The organism is Virgibacillus ainsalahensis, assembly GCF_055380755.1.
Genome location: NZ_AP043943.1, coordinates 2,981,726 through 2,998,013, shown reverse-complemented (window position 1 = coordinate 2,998,013; position 16,288 = coordinate 2,981,726). Strand labels below are relative to the sequence as shown.

17 protein-coding genes are annotated in these 16,288 nt (G+C 39.6%); 14 read left to right on the top strand and 3 right to left on the bottom strand.

Features of this window, described 5'->3' with window-relative positions:
- Positions 1–74: 74 nt before the first annotated feature.
- Entirely contained in the window at positions 75–446 is a 372-nt protein-coding gene (locus ACZ427_RS14755) for a YppG family protein (RefSeq protein WP_461176844.1), read from the top strand.
- Positions 447–692: 246 nt separating this feature from the next.
- Entirely contained in the window at positions 693–1,394 is a 702-nt protein-coding gene (locus tag ACZ427_RS14750) for an alpha/beta hydrolase (protein WP_461176843.1), read from the top strand.
- 40 nt (positions 1,395–1,434) lie between these two features.
- Here ACZ427_RS14750 and ACZ427_RS14745 read toward each other — a convergent pair whose 3' ends face one another.
- Both ACZ427_RS14745 and ACZ427_RS14740 read right to left on the bottom strand, forming a co-directional pair.
- The gene (locus ACZ427_RS14745; protein ID WP_461176842.1) at positions 1,435–2,289 is read right to left on the bottom strand and encodes a DegV family protein; all 855 of its coding nucleotides are present in this window, start codon (positions 2,287–2,289) and stop codon (positions 1,435–1,437) included.
- A gap of 194 nt (positions 2,290–2,483) precedes the next feature.
- Positions 2,484–3,395 carry a DMT family transporter gene (locus tag ACZ427_RS14740; RefSeq protein ID WP_461176841.1) on the bottom strand — a complete coding sequence of 304 codons (912 nt, stop codon included), beginning with the start codon at positions 3,393–3,395 and terminating at the stop codon, positions 2,484–2,486.
- Positions 3,396–4,078: 683 nt separating this feature from the next.
- Here ACZ427_RS14740 and ACZ427_RS14735 point away from each other — a divergent pair.
- The 3 genes from ACZ427_RS14735 (at position 4,079) to ACZ427_RS14725 (ending at position 7,561) form a co-directional block, all read left to right on the top strand.
- Positions 4,079–5,554, top strand: a complete 1,476-nt coding sequence (locus ACZ427_RS14735) for a degradosome RNA helicase CshA (protein WP_461176840.1) — start codon at positions 4,079–4,081, stop codon at positions 5,552–5,554.
- A gap of 107 nt (positions 5,555–5,661) precedes the next feature.
- A complete protein-coding gene (locus ACZ427_RS14730; protein ID WP_461176839.1) occupies positions 5,662–6,141 on the top strand; it encodes a PH domain-containing protein in 480 nt (159 codons plus the stop codon).
- Positions 6,131–7,561, top strand: a complete 1,431-nt coding sequence (locus ACZ427_RS14725; RefSeq protein WP_464883453.1) for a PH domain-containing protein — start codon at positions 6,131–6,133, stop codon at positions 7,559–7,561. Before ACZ427_RS14730 ends, ACZ427_RS14725 begins: the two co-directional genes overlap by 11 nt.
- Before the next feature lie 60 nt (positions 7,562–7,621).
- On the opposite strand, the gene ACZ427_RS14720 is transcribed toward ACZ427_RS14725, so the two are convergent.
- Positions 7,622–8,392: a rhomboid family intramembrane serine protease gene (locus ACZ427_RS14720; RefSeq protein WP_461176837.1), complete on the bottom strand. Its 771-nt coding sequence runs from the start codon at positions 8,390–8,392 to the stop codon at positions 7,622–7,624.
- A 153-nt stretch (positions 8,393–8,545) separates the two neighbouring features.
- Between ACZ427_RS14720 and acpS the strand changes: the two genes are divergently transcribed.
- The 9 genes from acpS to ACZ427_RS14675 all read left to right on the top strand — a co-directional run bounded on the left by acpS (position 8,546) and on the right by ACZ427_RS14675 (position 16,231).
- Entirely contained in the window at positions 8,546–8,905 is a 360-nt protein-coding gene (acpS, locus tag ACZ427_RS14715) for a holo-ACP synthase (RefSeq protein ID WP_461176836.1), read from the top strand.
- 58 nt (positions 8,906–8,963) lie between these two features.
- A complete protein-coding gene (locus ACZ427_RS14710) occupies positions 8,964–10,481 on the top strand; it encodes an NAD(P)H-hydrate dehydratase (RefSeq protein WP_461176835.1) in 1,518 nt (505 codons plus the stop codon).
- Positions 10,482–10,535: 54 nt separating this feature from the next.
- Entirely contained in the window at positions 10,536–11,552 is a 1,017-nt protein-coding gene (locus ACZ427_RS14705) for a LolA family protein (protein WP_461176834.1), read from the top strand.
- A 598-nt stretch (positions 11,553–12,150) separates the two neighbouring features.
- A complete protein-coding gene (gene alr, locus ACZ427_RS14700; RefSeq protein ID WP_461176833.1) occupies positions 12,151–13,278 on the top strand; it encodes an alanine racemase in 1,128 nt (375 codons plus the stop codon).
- A 160-nt stretch (positions 13,279–13,438) separates the two neighbouring features.
- On the top strand, positions 13,439–13,723 hold the full coding sequence (locus ACZ427_RS14695; protein WP_461176832.1) for a CopG family ribbon-helix-helix protein: 285 nt from the start codon (positions 13,439–13,441) through the stop codon (positions 13,721–13,723).
- Positions 13,724–13,727: 4 nt separating this feature from the next.
- A complete protein-coding gene (locus ACZ427_RS14690) occupies positions 13,728–14,090 on the top strand; it encodes a type II toxin-antitoxin system PemK/MazF family toxin (RefSeq protein ID WP_461176831.1) in 363 nt (120 codons plus the stop codon).
- A gap of 505 nt (positions 14,091–14,595) precedes the next feature.
- Positions 14,596–15,465, top strand: a complete 870-nt coding sequence (locus tag ACZ427_RS14685; RefSeq protein ID WP_461176830.1) for an RsbT co-antagonist protein RsbRA — start codon at positions 14,596–14,598, stop codon at positions 15,463–15,465.
- 5 nt (positions 15,466–15,470) lie between these two features.
- On the top strand, positions 15,471–15,827 hold the full coding sequence (locus tag ACZ427_RS14680) for an STAS domain-containing protein (protein ID WP_461176829.1): 357 nt from the start codon (positions 15,471–15,473) through the stop codon (positions 15,825–15,827).
- A gap of 2 nt (positions 15,828–15,829) precedes the next feature.
- Positions 15,830–16,231: an anti-sigma regulatory factor gene (locus ACZ427_RS14675; RefSeq protein ID WP_461176828.1), complete on the top strand. Its 402-nt coding sequence runs from the start codon at positions 15,830–15,832 to the stop codon at positions 16,229–16,231.
- The last annotated feature ends 57 nt before the right edge of the window (positions 16,232–16,288 follow it).

Genomic DNA, 16,288 nt, shown 5'->3' with positions numbered 1-16,288 from the left:
GTCTTTTCGATGGGGCGAGTAACCGCAGCCCCAAAATTTTAGAAAATAGCTAAATAAAAGAGGTGTGGGCAATCATGTACGATAATCCTTATTATAATCGACCTGATTATCAAAACTATGCACATCAAACTGCCCCTTACGATAAATATGCGCCACATTATTCCAATAGTTCGTTTGAACCGGGATTCCATCAGACACCATACGAACATTTTGCCAAACCAAAGCAACCGGAATTCTGGCCACAATACATGCAATCTTATCCATCATATTATCAGTCGTCACCAGTGAAACCAGGAAATAATAACCTGTTCGCTTATTTTCAAAACAACGAAGGGCAGGTTGATGTTGACAAAATGATATCAACCGTTGGTCAATTAGCCAACACGTATCATCAAGTATCTCCAATTGTTAAACAATTTGGATCACTCATAAAAAGTTTTAGATAAAATACAAGATACGGAGCTGATGGGAGATAATAAATATACCATCAGCTTTTTTGTGCAGTTGAGAGCTTTCTTATGTATTGCTAACCAATGCTTTCGCGTTTAAGTATGGAAATCATCCAAATTGTCTAATTGTCAATAATATGTAACAAAGGAAAATGAAAATAAAGAGGTATAATGGAACTATAGGTAATATTTTGTCGAAAAGAGATAAAAGAAAATTATATAGTTATTTAGAGGAGAATTAGTATGATTGGATGTTTAGTTATCCATGGTTATACTGGGGGACCATATGAATTGGACCCATTGGTGAACTTTTTAAAGGAGAAGACGAATTGGCGTATTGAAGTACCAACATTGCCAGGCCATGGCAAAACACTAAATCTGGAAGATGCTTCCTATAAAAAATGGATTGAGAAAGCAGAAGGCGCACTTAAGCAATTAAGTAAAGAATATGATGAAATTTATCTTATCGGGTTTTCAATGGGAGGTATGATTGCTTCCTATTTGGCAGCTAAATATAAAGTGGATAATCTCGTCTTATTGGCTACTTCTGGTAAATTTCTATCCTTTAAACAGATGGGGCTTGATATTGGTACAGTAATTGCTGATGGTATGAAAGGAAACTTGGGGAAAAATAAATTATATTCGCATTATCGGAGTAAAATGGGAAATGTTCCATTCAAAGCCAATCTGGAATTCCTGAAATTAGTTAAGTTTACACGCCGTTATTTAAAAAAGGTGGATTCTCCGGTGTTAATTGCCCAAGGGCAGCAGGATGGAATGGTGCCTTATAAAACAGCCTACTATCTGGATAAGGAAATTACTTCGAAACAAAAAGAGGTTGTCTTTTTTGAGCGTTCCAGACACCTGATTTGTTTAGGCGATGATAAGGACACACTGAATTCCATGGTTTATGAGTTCCTGACAAAGTCAAATTCTGAAAAATAAAGGTGCTGACCCAAACATAAGGGTCAGCACCTTTATTTTTCTAATCATTGAAGAATGCAATAACTAATGCGCCTTCTCCACCATAGGTTGAGATTAACGGTCCCATTTCACTTAGATAAGCATCCTTGAATGGATAATTACTTCTAATCCCTGAAAGAACATTCTTCGCTCTTTCTTCCGCGTTGCAATGTGTCATAGCGATGACCTTATCTTCCATATTTTTAGTGTATTCACCAATTTGCTGAATGAAACGCCTTATTGATTTTTTATCACCCCGGACTTTTTCCACAACCTCAATCGTTCCTTCATCGCTACCTTTCATTAATAATTTGATATTGAGTGTTTTCGCAATTGTCCCTTTTACTCTGTCCAAACGTCCGCCTAAGATCAAATTTTCGAGTGTTTTCAGAATAAAGAGCGTAGATGTTTGCTCCACACGCTCACGCAGGTGGCCGGCAAGTTCATTAAACCCAAGTCCCTCATTTATTTTTATGTGGGCATCATGTATTAAAAGGGCAATTCCGCATGAAGCTGTTTTTGTATTAATTATTTCTATTTTCCGCTCAGGTTCCTCATCTAACAGCATGTTTTTTCCTATGATTGCATTCTCGTAAGTACTACTTAATCCTTTGGACAAACTGAGCATAAGAATTGGTGTATTTGGATCAACCTTCTTATAAGCATCATAGAAATCATTTGGACTGGGTGCAGCAGATCGAGGCAATTCATTTTTTTCCTTTATTTTTTGGTAAAAACTTTGCAGATTCAACTCTTCACCACTTTTATATTCGCTGTCATTAAAATGCAAATATAGTGGGACAACAATGATATTGATGGTTTCTTTTAAATGCTGAGGAATATCTGCTCCACCGTCTGTCATTATTTGGATATTCATATCTTCACCTGTTTCTTTCGTTGATTATCTAGAGAATTTTAAATCGCATCAAATTATATGTGGTGAATCTCTCTAATAGCTTGTTTTTCTGATATTTAGAATCAGGCACCTGATAGTATATCGGTTAATAGGCAAGATTACATGAAAATTTCTTCCTTTGTGTGTGTAACGATGGCTTAGCGAAAAGCCAGGTTCTAATTACCTTCTTTATGTGAAATAGTTACTTTTGATTTCCTTGTGGTGCTCATAATGAATAAAAATAACCCGAATATCACAATGGTTCCCCCTAATAGTTGCGGCCATGTGATAATTTCTCCCAAAATGAAATAAGCGAGAATGGATGCACCGACCGGTTCAAGAACAATCGCCATGGAAATGGTGGAAGTGCTTAACCATTTAAGTGCCCAATTAAATAATGTGTGGCCAAAGAATGTCGGGAAAATCGCTAATGCCAGGAATAACCACCAATGATCTGCAGGGTAGCCAAAGAAAGAATTTTGCAGTATTACATTATAGATAATTAATGTAATTGCGCTTGCTCCGTAGACGACAAAAGTATATGTCATAAGCGATAAATTCCTTCTTACACGTTGGCCGAATAAAAAATATACAGTTATTGTTACGGCACCAAGTAATGCAAGAATATCCCCAAATAAAGCCATCCCGCTTATCTGGAAATCACCCCAGGAAATAATGAAGCTTCCAAATAATGCAATAACCATGCTGATGACTGCACCGGATGAGAAACGTTCCTGGAAAAAGAAATACGTCCCTAAAAAAGCGAATATCGGCTGCAATGTTACGAGCACAACCGAACTTGCTACAGATGTATAGTTTAATGATTCAAACCAGAGAATAAAGTGGAAGGCTAAAAATACTCCGGCCAGAATGGATAACATCCAGTCTTTTTTATTTATGAGCCGGAATTCGTGCCGGTATTTGATTAAAATAATTGGTAACATCATTAGTACAGCGAACAATAGTCGATAGTTGGCAATGATTGCCGAGGGTGCACTGTCCGCCAGTTTAACCAGAACTGCTGAAGCAGAAACAGTAATCACGCCAATACCAACCGCTGCATATGGGTTAAATGGAGGGCGACGCATATAAAGACTCCTTTTATCTTGGCAGTTAAGAAAGTTTAAAACTTTCTTACTGCATAAGTGTGGGCTTTGACAATTCGCCTAACCTATAGCGAATGCCAAGTTTTCTAAAAAGATAAGAATGTATAAAATTTTGGCATGAAATATTTATATTAGATTATCAGCCACGTCCAGCTCCAGCGCCTACCCCGCCTGAGGTCTTAAGTAAGAACGCCCTCATGAGCAAAGGACGCGCATGTTGAGTTCTTACTTAAGCTATGCCTTAGGGTGACCAAGGCGCTTGCACTTTTGTTCTTGGCTTGTCTGTTTTTTCTATTTTACCATGGTATCAACAAAAAATCATTTCACAGTTAGTATGATTGTGAAATATATGTTATGATAAAAAATGTATGAGTTTTCGAGTGAGGCCTCTTACCAAAATGTGGTGAAGCCTTTTTTGCACTTTAGGAAAGTATAATTATTTTTTTTCGGATAAAAGTATGAATGAAAAATCCAAATGCAAATCAGGATTTTCCAATACTTTAATGAGAAAATAACATGATGAGAGATATGATTGATTCTTATGTACCCAAGTGTTTAATACGCTGAAAAGACGGGGATACTATTTAAAATACCTAAAGTATGAGAAAAATCCAAGGCCTCTTCTGAGAATGAATTTTTTACAAAAAGAAGGAGTAGACGTTTAGGTGACAAAATTTAATGAATTAAACATCTCAAGCCCCATCCTGAAAGCACTGGAGAAAATGGGATTTGAAGAAGCAACACCAATACAGGCAGAGACGATTCCATTGGCAATGCAGGGTAATGATGTGATTGGACAAGCACAGACAGGTACAGGGAAAACAGCAGCTTTTGGAATCCCCATGCTTGAAAAGATTGATTCAAAACAAAGAAAAATTCAAGGTTTAATTGTAGCTCCCACACGAGAACTGGCAATTCAAGTAGCTGAAGAAATTAACCGGCTGGGGAAATTTACAGGTATTCGTGCATTATCTGTTTATGGCGGACAGCATATGGAAAGGCAGATTCGTGCGTTAAAGGACGGCCCGCAAATTGTCGTGGCGACACCAGGCAGACTGTTGGATCATATGCGCAGAAAAACAATTCGTATTAACATGGTACAGACAGCAGTACTTGATGAAGCTGATGAAATGCTGAACATGGGATTCATTGATGATATCCGCGATATTCTAAAAGGAATTCCCGAAGAAAGACAAACCTTATTATTCTCAGCAACCATGCCAAAAGAAATCCGTGATATTGCTACAAATTTGATGAAGGAACCAAAAGAAGTCAAAGTAAAAGCAAAGGAAATGACGGTTGAGAATATTGATCAATACTTTGTGGAAATCCCGGAAAAATACAAATTTGATACGTTAAACAATCATATGGATATTAATTCACCTGATTTGGCAATAGTATTTAGCAGAACGAAAAAACGTGTCGATGAAATAACAGAAGGTCTGCAAGCAAGAGGCTATCGAGCTGAGGGTATTCATGGAGACTTGACACAAGGTAAACGCACATCCGTGTTAAACAAATTTAAGAACGGTCGCGTGGAAGTACTGGTAGCAACAGATGTAGCAGCGCGTGGTTTGGATATTTCCGGCGTTACACATGTTTACAATTTTGATATACCACAAGATCCGGAAAGCTATGTGCATCGAATTGGACGTACAGGAAGAGCCGGCAGGACAGGTGAAGCCATCTCCTTTATTACGCCAAGAGAAATGGCACACTTGAAAGTGATTGAAAAAACAACGAAAAGTAAAATGAAACGCTTGATGCCTCCAACAAATCAGGATGCACAAAAAGGACAGCAGCAGGTCACAGTGGACAAGCTTTTAAAAACAATTGAAAAAAGTGATTTAAAAGCATATCAAGAGACTGCAAATGAATTACTGGAGGATAATGATTCGATAACAGTAATTGCTGCCGCACTGAAGATGCTTACAAAAGAGCGCAGAGACACACCGGTTAATATCTCTTCTGTAGCACCTATCAGCGTAAAGAAAGCACCAAGAGGTAAAGATAACAACCGTCGTTCCAATAATAAACGGTTTTATGGAAACCGCAGTCAGGGTGGACGTAATCAAGGTGGTCGTAACCAAGGCGGAAGAAATCGCAAAGGGAACTTCCAAAAGCGAAGAAACCGTGACTAATATAAAACAGACCAGGAAAAGCTCCTTTGTATTTGGGAGCTTTTTTTAATGGAACCTTTTATTAGGTTATTCGTAGAACATAATAAGTAAAGATTGGGGGAAAAAACATGAGACAGCCACCTATGAATACAATCGCTCAAGATGCAATCAAGGCGTGGAGGATTACGGAAGCTATTTTTGTGGGGGTTCTTTGGGTAATAACCATTGGTTTGGCAATTATTTCTGGAATGTTTGATTTTCCATCCTGGATTGTAATCACTGCTGTAATAATTAGTGGTCTAAGTACATATTTCTTTATATTTCTATTTCCGAAGCTTCGTTGGAGAAGATGGCGGTATGAAGTGTTTGATCAGGAAATATATATCCAGCACGGTATTTTAATTGTATCACGAACGCTGGTACCAATGATCCGGGTACAGCATGTGGATACAAAACAGGGGCCTATTTTAAAAAAGTTCCAGCTTGCAAGTGTCACGATTTCAACGGCAGCAACCACTCATGAGATACCGGCATTGCTGGAGGAAGATGCATCGGAATTGCGTGACCGCATTTCTGCTTTGGCAAGGGTGGATGAAGATGATGTCTAAACAGCAACGACTGCATCCAGCAGCTATTTTATTTAATTTTGTGAAGTCAATAAGAGAAGCAATTTTCCTGATTGTACTTGGTTTTATTACATTCAGAGATGAATCCCTCTTCTATTTTATTCTTATTGGGTCTGTTTTTTTGATTATCCTTATCACTTCCAGTGCACTCTCCTGGTACCGATTTACATACCGCGTGGAAAATGATGAACTAAGGATTGAGTACGGTGTTTTTATAAGAAGGAAACGCTTTATTTCCAAAAACCGTATTCAATCTATTGATCTAACTTCGGGCGTCCTTCACCGGATATTTAAATTAACAAAGGTGCAAATCGAAACGGCTGGAAGCGGTGCAGGTGCAGAGGCCTCGCTCCAGGCAGTCACCTTGGCAGAGGGGGAGCGTTTAAGGAATGAATTGAAAAAGGGAAAAGTTCAAGAGGCTGAAGCAACAGAAGAAGAGGAGGGATTTTCAAGTAGACCCACTTTTCAAATTACCTTTAAACGGTTGTTTTTGGCAGGGACAACATCTGGGAGTATTGGTGTCATTTTAGCTATCTTTGCTTTTTTATTTTCTCAATTTCAACAATTTATCCCGGACGGGGTGTATAACTCTACGGTGGACTGGGTGATTGGCTTAAGTGTTGTATTTATCATTGGACTCTCGCTTCTCTTGTTAATTATCCTATGGTTATTGGGTATTGCTGGAACGATGATTAAATATGGAAACTTTACCATTACAAAAAATGAGGATGAGTTGTTCATCACAAGAGGGCTATTGGAGAAAAAACAAATAACCTTGCCATTGAAAAGAATCCAGGCAATTGGTATACAGGAAAGTATCATCAGGCAGCCGCTGGGCTATGTAACAGTCTTTGCAGAAGTTGCCGGGGGAGCTATGGAAAAAGGCGAGGATTTCTCGACGGTATTATTTCCGATTATGAAAAGAGAGGAAGCAGAGGATTTCCTGGAAGACCTTTTGCCGAATTATTCGGAACATGCAGTGGAATTTAACGCACTTCCAAAACGGGCATTGAAATTCTATTTAATCCGGGCTGTGTTTCCATTTTTATTGATCACCGCAGGCGTCATGTATTTCATTCCACAGATTATCTGGGCCGCCATCGTTTTAATTGTTGTGAGTTTATATTTAGGATTTTTGCAATACCGTGATGCGGGGGTTCAGGTAAATGGCAAACGGTTTAGCATAAGATATCGCACCATTGGCAGAACAACAGTACGAATTTTTCATAAACGTATTCAGGCATTTGAGAAAAAACAACATAAAATTCAGAAACTGCAGAAGCTGGCAAGCATAAAACTATCGATTATTTCTAAACTTGGTGCAGGGAAGCATTATAATTTAAAACAACTTGAAGAACAGGATGTGGATGCGTTATCGGATTGGTATTCGTATCGGCGTTAATAAGTAGATACTAAAACGAAGAAATCGGCTAGTTTGCCGATTTCTTCTATTATTTATAGGCTATAATCTGTTCCATATCGCAATTAATACCAGAATCCCAAGTATAATCCACCAAATATTTTTCTTCATCTTCTGAGAGATGCCTCTTTTTTTCCAGCGATTTGGATCAAATTGGATGGAATCATCATTCTCCTTATGGAAATGCCGCCGGTTTCTCCATGGAGAGTATGGTTTGACATTTGATAAAATGAGTGGTGCGATGACAAACCCCCCAAGAAATCCGAAAACATGGGCATGTGTATTAATGTTTGACCGGACAAATGTCAAAATTAAGCCAATAACAAATAGAACCACAATGATTTGTGTGCTCCCCGGATCAATCAGGTGCTTTCGGAAAGCAACCATAAAGAGATATATTCCGAAAAGCCCATAAATCGCACCGGAAGCACCGAGGTGAACATAAAAGAATTCCGATGGACCAAACACATATGTAGCAATATTACCCGCTATTCCGGCTCCAAAATAAGCGAGCAGAAATTTTGCTTTTCCAAGCATTTGTTCGAGTGCCGGGCCAAATATGACGAGGGCAAATGTGTTAAATAATAGATGCATGAAACCTCCATGTAAAAAAATGGGGGTCACAAGACGCCAGTACTCACCATGTGCAATAAAATAATTACTGCCGGTACCCCATTGATAAATCATTTGCCCAAAGGGAAGCTGTAAAAAGTCTATAATCAACCATAATGCTGCATTTATAATCGCTATTCCAGCAACTACCGGGTAAAACTGGATGAATTCCTTAATGCTACGTTCATTTCGAATAAACATTCGTATCCCCCTGAAAATAATTTTATTCTATGCAAATGTCGGGTACTATTATTATAATAAGTAATTTTTGCTCATATAACCAATATAATCGTACTAAAATATTAAAATGAATGACAATGAAATGTATCCTGATAAAGAAAGGTAAGAATTTGAATGATAAAAGGAATTGGTATTGATTTAATTGAACTTGATCGGATTAAAAGCAGTCTTTCAAAAGGGGACCGCCTCGTTGACAGGGTTTTGACACCGATGGAAAAAGAAGTGTTTGGCAAATTGAAAAATGATCAGCGTAAGACTGAGTTTCTTGCAGGGAGATTTGCTGCGAAAGAGGCGTTCGCTAAAGCGACAGGCACTGGAATTGGCAAATTAAGCTTTCAGCATATTGAAATTGCAACAGATGATAATGGAGCTCCAAGAGTCAATGCAAAAGGCTATGGGGAGCATCATATATTTATTTCGATTACCCATTCAAGGGACTATGCGGTTGCACAAGTTGTTATGGAAGAAAAATGACTGGTGCATATTTACAAAGGTTGTCTCATATATTTTAGTGCGGGCAGGAGGGAACAAAGTGTATATTGTCACCGCAAAAGAAATGTACGATATTGATCATTACACAATGCAGGAAATCGGGCTTGATGGGAAAATCCTAATGGAAAATGCGGGAAGATCCATTTGTCAGAAGGTTGAAGCAATCATTGGTGAAAAAAGAACGATTACCATACTTGTGGGTTCTGGTAATAATGGCGGGGACGGCTTTGTCATAGCAAGGACATTGATCAATAAAGTCTATGAGATCCATGTCGTACAGGTCGTTCCAGATAAAAAAATCACCGGAGACGCGCTTTACCACAAAAATCTATTTTTACAATGTGGCGGTTCGGTGACTGTCGTACAAGAAGGAAACGTATTTTCGAAAAGGTTAGTGGAATCAGAAGTAATTATCGATGCAATGGTTGGAATAGGTATTAATGGAAAACTGAGAGAGCCATTCGCTGAAATTGTTTCATTAATAAACGAATCACCCGCTTATGTAATTTCAGTAGATATTCCATCCGGACTTCCCGCAGATGAAGGGATTATGGATTTTCAAGCTGTACAAGCTGACGATACCTATGTAATCGGTGCCCCGAAGATGAGTGCATTCCTCCAACATACTGCGAGGTATTATGGAAGATGGGAACAAGTTGATATTGGATTTCCTGACGCCGCTTTTTTGCAATATGTGAACAGGCAGGTTTGGAATGCAGCTGAATATTTGCGTACGATGCCAAAACGAAGTCCGTATACGCATAAAGGCAAGCATGGAAAAGGTTTAGTCATTGGTGGAAGCACTCAGATGCCCGGTTCCATTGCAATGACGGTAAATGCAGCATTAAAAGCCGGGGCAGGGCTAATAACGGCAGGTACCTCCGAAAAGGTAATCCAGATGATTGCATCCCGGTGTGTAGAAGCTACGTATCTATCACTTTCTGAAACAAAAGGCTATCTCAATGCCGATAATTTGATAGCAACAGACAAATATAATGCGATAGCACTGGGGGTTGGCATGGGCCAAAGTGAAGAGACCACGAAGCTTGTGGAGCGTGTCTGCAGTGAAATGGATGGCCCCGTCGTTATTGACGCAGATGGACTTTCCCATATTAAATCCAATCTTCCCGAGATGAAAGGCAGACAGCAGCCCGCTATTTTGACGCCACATCCTGGAGAAATGGCTATGCTTATGGATATTTCCATTCCTGAAGTCCTGTCCAAACCATTTTATTATTCAGCCGGGTTTGCCGAGAAATATAATGTATATGTTGTCTTAAAAGGTACATATACGGTTATAACGGCACCAGATGGCAGACAGGCCGTGAATACAACTGGCAATCCAGGGCTTGCCAAGGGCGGAAGCGGGGATGTACTCACAGGCATTATCCTGGCAATGGTCATGCAGGATCAAAGTATATTTCAGGCGTTGTGTAACGCATGTTTCGTTCATGGAAGATCCGCTGATTTAATGGTAGAAGATTCGAACGCCTATCCCGACTTAATGGCATCTGACGTGATTGAAGGCATTTCGAAAGTATATCGTACATTTTCTTGATCATTGCGTGACAAAGTTCCCTAATGTTTTTACTGAGACAAGGGAGATATGTCCATGAAAAGAATGCATGGTGTTTGGATTGTAATGTTCGGCCTGATTATATTGATGGCTGCCTGTGGCGAGAAGACACAGGAGGATGTAGTGTCAAAATTGCAAGAAAACCTGGAGGAAATGGATGGATACAAAGCAACTGCTGAAATGGTAATGAGTACAGGTCAGGAAGATCAACAATTTAATATAGATATTTGGCATAAGAAAGAGGACTTCTATCGGGTGACACTGGCGAATGAACAGGATGAAAAAGGAAGCCAGGTCATTTTGAAAAATGAAGACGGTGTTTTTGTGTTAACACCGGCATTGAACAAAAGCTTTAAGTTTCAGACAGAATGGCCCGAGAATAGCAGCCAGCCGTATTTATACCAATCACTTGTCCAGGATGTATTAAGTGATGAGGAAGCGGCATTTGAAGCAACAGATAACCATTATATATTTAAAACAAAAACGAACTATCAAAGTAATAATAACCTGCCTTCACAGGAAATTTATTTTGATAAGGATTCCTATATGCCAGCGCTCGTAAAAGTAATGGATAAAGATCAAAATGTACTGGTCCAAGTAGAGTTTACAAATGTTGAAATGGACCCGAGCTTTGAAGAAGACGATTTTACAATGGATAAAAGCATGACAAGCAGCAACGCTCAGGATGCACCTGTTTCAGGGCAGGAAATGGATGATACGCTTTCGGTGGTTTACCCAACGTTTCTCGCCGGCTCTGAGTTAATCGAGCAAAAAGACGTTGAATTGGAAAACGGAAAGCGGGTCATTTTAACTTTCTCAGGAGAAAAAGATTTTACCCTGGTTGAAGAAACGACAGAGGTTTTACCAACCCTCTCCTCACCGCAGGAAGTAAACGGTGATATTGTCAACCTTGGTCATACTGTCGCAGCGCTTTCGGAAAATAGGATCGAGTGGAGCTATGAAGGTGTTGACTTCACTCTCGCCAGTGAGGAATTGACGAGAGAAGAGTTTATCCAAGTTGCTCAATCGGTTCAAGGCAGAGAAGTGAAATGATTTGACTAGGCTAGTTAGCAGACACCTCGTATGTAGAGAGGGGGTCTGCTTTTATTTTGCACGCTTAGATGCTGATATGTGCATTACAACCCTAAATGTTTCATTTAATCACATAATAGCAACTCACTTTTAGGATGGTTGATCTTCGCTGCGGGTAGTCGACGCCTCGAAAATGTGTACACATTTTCTTCGTGCGATGTAACGCTGCCGAAGCTTTCCTTGTCCTGCGGGAAAAGCAACAGCTGAAGGGCTGCCCTAGGGTATGAGCGCCGGACCACAGGCCACGAACGCCGGACTCCAGGTTGCGAGCGCAGGACCATCGGCCACGAACGCCGGACTCCAGGTTGCGAGCGCAGGACCATCGGCATTGAACGCAGAACCCTTGGCCACAAACGCAGAACCATCTAGCGTGAGCGCCGCGCGACTGCCTCGAGTGGAAATCAACATGATCTTATGTCGCAATTTATAAATTTTGAAATCAACCATTATTAAGGAATCACGGAATTTTAAGAAAAACCGTGGTTCATACCATTTGACACTCGAATTCATAAAGGAAATAATATGGGATAGAGTTTATGGGGGAAAGGAGTTTTCTGCTATGGTGGATCAATCGTATAGAGATACATGGGTGGAAGTGGATTTAAATGCAATTGAACGTAATGTTCTTAGAATGAAGGAAAGGTTGTCGGAGGATACGAAGATTATTGCAGTAGTGAAAGCGGATGGCTATGGACATGGAAGTGTCCCGGTTGCAAAAAGGGCCTTAGAATCCGGTGCCGAAATGCTTGCTGTGGCTTTGTTGGAAGAGGCGCTTCAACTACGAAAAGCAGGTATCGCCGCACCGATTTTAGTGCTGGGCTACGTACCACCCAGAGGGGCTGTAGTTGCTTCTGAAAATGATATCACAATAACGTTTTACCATAAATCATGGCTCGAAGAAGTAAACACCTATACATTTACGAAAGATCTGAAATTACATATGAAGTGGGACACAGGCATGGGGAGGATTGGGATTCGTACCGTAGAGGAATTGAAAAATATTCTGCATGCATTAAATCAAAATCCAAGCATATATTTAACTGGGGTGTTTACACATTTTGCAACGGCAGATGAAGAGAATCTGGACTATTTTGAAGAGCAGAAAACTCGCTTTAAAATGCTGTATGCTGAATTTAAGAAGAATTGGAAAGATAAAGTTGATATTCATATCGGAAACAGTGCAGCATCCATCCGCCTGCCGGAAGAAATGTATGACTATATTCGATTTGGTATCTCGATGTATGGATTGTATCCCTCAAAAACAGTGAAAAAAGAAAAGCAGATAGATTTACAACAGGCCTTCTCCTTACACAGCAGGATTACCCATGTTAAGAAAGTGGATCCCGGTGAGTCTATAAGCTATGGTGCAACTTATACAGCGAAAGAAGAAGAATGGATTGGAACAATTCCGATAGGCTATGGTGACGGCTGGTTGAGAAAGCTTCAGGGAATTTCTGTACTGGTCGATGGAAAGCGTATGCCGATTGTCGGAAGGATTTGTATGGATCAGACAATGATCCGGCTTGATAAAAGCTATCCAATCGGAGCAAAAGTAACATTAATCGGCAAACAAAAAAATGACTTCATTGAAATGGATGAGTTGGCAGATTACCTAGATACAATTAATTATGAAATTCCATGTACAATCAATCATCGGGTACCAAGAATTTATAGAGAAAAACAATAATCTCCAAGTTTTGTGTTTACCACGTAGCAAGGTACATGAAACGAAAATAATGTAGATTCTTTTAAAAATATCCCGATATCCCTTTGCAAACATGTAAATTCAGTGATATTATTAAGATTGAATTTATTGATCGTTCATCAGTTGGCGGAGGTGTATGGTTTTGTCAGAGAGCTTACAGGAGATCTTAGTAAAATTACCAACAAACCTACTAAATGAGGTGGATGGAGTAATGAAATATGAAAATAATGACTTAAGTGATTTCATTTGTGAGGCGACAAGAAATTATTTGCAGCATAAGAAAGAGGAGCATATTCAACATTTTCATGAATCCATGCAGCGTGGATACGAAGAAATGGGCCGTATTAATCTAAGAATTGCTTCAGAAGCCTTTCAAGCCGAAGAGGAGGCTGAAAACACCTTAGAGCGCACAGTGATCGGGGTGTAACAATTTGATCGTTCAAAGAGGCGAAGTATATTTCGCTGACCTTTCCCCTGTGGTTGGATCAGAGCAGGGGGGCATTCGCCCAGTATTGATCCTGCAAAATGATATAGGAAATCGTTTCAGCCCGACAGTTATTGTTGCCGCTATTACAGCACAGATTCAAAAGGCTAAACTGCCAACACATGTAGAAATTAATGCAAAGCGTTATGGCTTTGACCGGAATTCTGTTATCCTTCTTGAACAGATTCGAACGTTGGATAAGCAGCGTTTAACTGATAAAATTACCAGGTTGGATAAAGAAATGATGAAGAAAATAGATCATGCATTGGAAATAAGTCTTGGGCTTAGAGATATGTATGGTCAAAGCTAAAAAAACTCTTGTAAATTAAAATTACAAGAGTTTTTTTAATGTCTGTAACGAGATAGAAACCAACATGGCAGCTAAAAGTATGCTGTCATCATCTTTATTGAAAACAGCTAATTTAACCAGAAGGCTGTATTCTAAAAGATTTAGGACTGCGCTTACTCGTCCCACCGAAAAGATATGTTGCTTTTGACACAAAGATATAAAATACGACATAACTGCCATGTTGATCTCCGGCCCGGACCGTTGCTTTCAGCCCACACGAAGTAGGTCAGTCAGTTCGGCGTTTCCAGGGGAGTGATTCACTTAGGCGAACTTCCTCATGCCTTAGGGTGGCCAAGGCTTCCTGAGCTTTTGTTTTTAATCTCGATGCCTAATCACTGAAATTATAATATGTTACAATAATCGTTACAGTATTATAACATTGGATGATTAGTTAATATATTTGCAGAAATTTCGCGAACATGCAACAATATTTATAAAAATGACAGGTGGTTACGGAGGTAAATCAATGAATGAGAAATTTAAAAGAATAGTTTTAGAGAGCAGTGACACGATTGTTCAAATGTGGATGGGAGAAATTCATTCTTTAAAAGATGGTAATTACACAGCAACTATTTCTGATGAATTATTTGAAAGTACGAACAGAGAATTTGTAAATGTTATTTTCACTAGCATAAAGAATGAAGGTAATACAAAGGCTGTGGAAGAATTCTCAGAAAAAATCATCAACCTCGGATGGCCCTTGAGTTATATTACGGATGGTCTCCAAGTGTTTAGAAGGGTAACGATTGATTATATACTGAGTCAATCTGATAAGGTTGATTCGAATTTCATTTCAGAGGTCCTGGCAAGTGTCGATAAATGGGTCGAGCCAATCATTCGTCAGCTTGTTAACGAGTATTCCGGCAGCTGGGAAAACATTGTTTCCCTGCAACGGGTTGCTTTGCAGGAATTATCCGCCCCACTTATTCCGGTCGTCCAAGGTATTACAGTAATGCCGTTAATCGGGACAATCGACACAGATCGAGCCAAATTAATTATGGAAAACTTGCTGGAAGGCGTCATTAAGCATAACTCTGAGGTTGTCTTAATTGATATCACAGGAGTGCCAGTAGTCGATACAATGGTTGCCCATCATATCATTCAGGCTGCGGAGGCTGTACGTTTAATAGGGGCCACCTGTATCCTTGTTGGTATCCGTCCTGAAATAGCACAGACCATTGTGAATCTGGGGATTGATCTTGGGAAATTTCCGACGAAAAGTTCGTTGAGAAAAGGCTTTACAAGTGCGCTTGAAATGACGAATAGAAAAATGGTTAATCTGGAAGAAAAAAATAAAGGTATTGAAGAACTACTAGAATCTTTACAAGGGGAGTGAGAATATTGCGCATACCTATTTTAAAATTAAAAAATTACTTATTGATATCGATACAAACGGAATTAGATGATAATACTGCTATACAGTTTCAGGAAGACTTGTTGGACAAAATCTACAAAAGCGGATCATCCGGAGTAGTAATTGATTTAACATCTGTGGAGATTATCGATTCATTTATTGCAAAGGTGTTGGGTGATGTTGTTACAATGTCAGATCTTATGGGGGCGAAAGTAGTTTTAACTGGTATTCAGCCTGCTGTTGCAATGACTCTAATTGATCTTGGAATCCATTTAAAAAATGTTCCAACGGCACTGGACCTGGAACAAGGGCTCCATAAACTCTACCAGGAATTGGGGGAATAGGAATGAAGCCTCAATCGTGTGTGAATATTAATAAAGAGTGGGACATCGTTGGAGCGAGACAGCTGGGCCGGGATATCGCCAAACAAATTGGCTTCGGAATGGTGGATCAGGCGCGTATTGCCACAGCGATATCTGAACTGGCTCGTAATATATACTTATATGCCGACGAGGGACAGGTTTGTTTTGAAGTCATTGATAATTTGGAACAGAAGGGTCTTTGCATGATTTCAATTGATTCAGGTCCGGGTATCAGCGATATAAGTCAGGTCATGGAAGATGGTTATTCAACTTCCGGGGGACTTGGGGCGGGTATGCCAGGTGTAAAACGACTGATGGATGATTTTGATATACAGTCGGAAGTTGGAGAAGGAACAAGAATAAAAGCAACAAAATGGGTACGTTAACCATAAGAAATATATAGTATTAATTTTTGCAGTTAAGAGAGAAAAGAACTTTCTTAG

Excerpts from the sequence above, each read along its gene's own strand:
- ACZ427_RS14755 (WP_461176844.1), top strand. The coding sequence starts at position 75 with ATGTACGATAATCCTTATTATAATCGACCTGATTATCAAAACTATGCA.
- ACZ427_RS14750 (WP_461176843.1), top strand. The coding sequence starts at position 693 with ATGATTGGATGTTTAGTTATCCATGGTTATACTGGGGGACCATATGAA.
- ACZ427_RS14745 (WP_461176842.1), bottom strand. The coding sequence starts at position 2,289 with ATGAATATCCAAATAATGACAGACGGTGGAGCAGATATTCCTCAGCAT.
- ACZ427_RS14740 (WP_461176841.1), bottom strand. The coding sequence starts at position 3,395 with ATGCGTCGCCCTCCATTTAACCCATATGCAGCGGTTGGTATTGGCGTG.
- ACZ427_RS14730 (WP_461176839.1), top strand. The coding sequence starts at position 5,662 with ATGAGACAGCCACCTATGAATACAATCGCTCAAGATGCAATCAAGGCG.
- ACZ427_RS14725 (WP_464883453.1), top strand. The coding sequence starts at position 6,131 with ATGATGTCTAAACAGCAACGACTGCATCCAGCAGCTATTTTATTTAAT.
- ACZ427_RS14720 (WP_461176837.1), bottom strand. The coding sequence starts at position 8,392 with ATGTTTATTCGAAATGAACGTAGCATTAAGGAATTCATCCAGTTTTAC.
- acpS (WP_461176836.1), top strand. The coding sequence starts at position 8,546 with ATGATAAAAGGAATTGGTATTGATTTAATTGAACTTGATCGGATTAAA.
- ACZ427_RS14705 (WP_461176834.1), top strand. The coding sequence starts at position 10,536 with ATGAAAAGAATGCATGGTGTTTGGATTGTAATGTTCGGCCTGATTATA.
- alr (WP_461176833.1), top strand. The coding sequence starts at position 12,151 with ATGGTGGATCAATCGTATAGAGATACATGGGTGGAAGTGGATTTAAAT.
- ACZ427_RS14685 (WP_461176830.1), top strand. The coding sequence starts at position 14,596 with ATGAATGAGAAATTTAAAAGAATAGTTTTAGAGAGCAGTGACACGATT.
- ACZ427_RS14675 (WP_461176828.1), top strand. The coding sequence starts at position 15,830 with ATGAAGCCTCAATCGTGTGTGAATATTAATAAAGAGTGGGACATCGTT.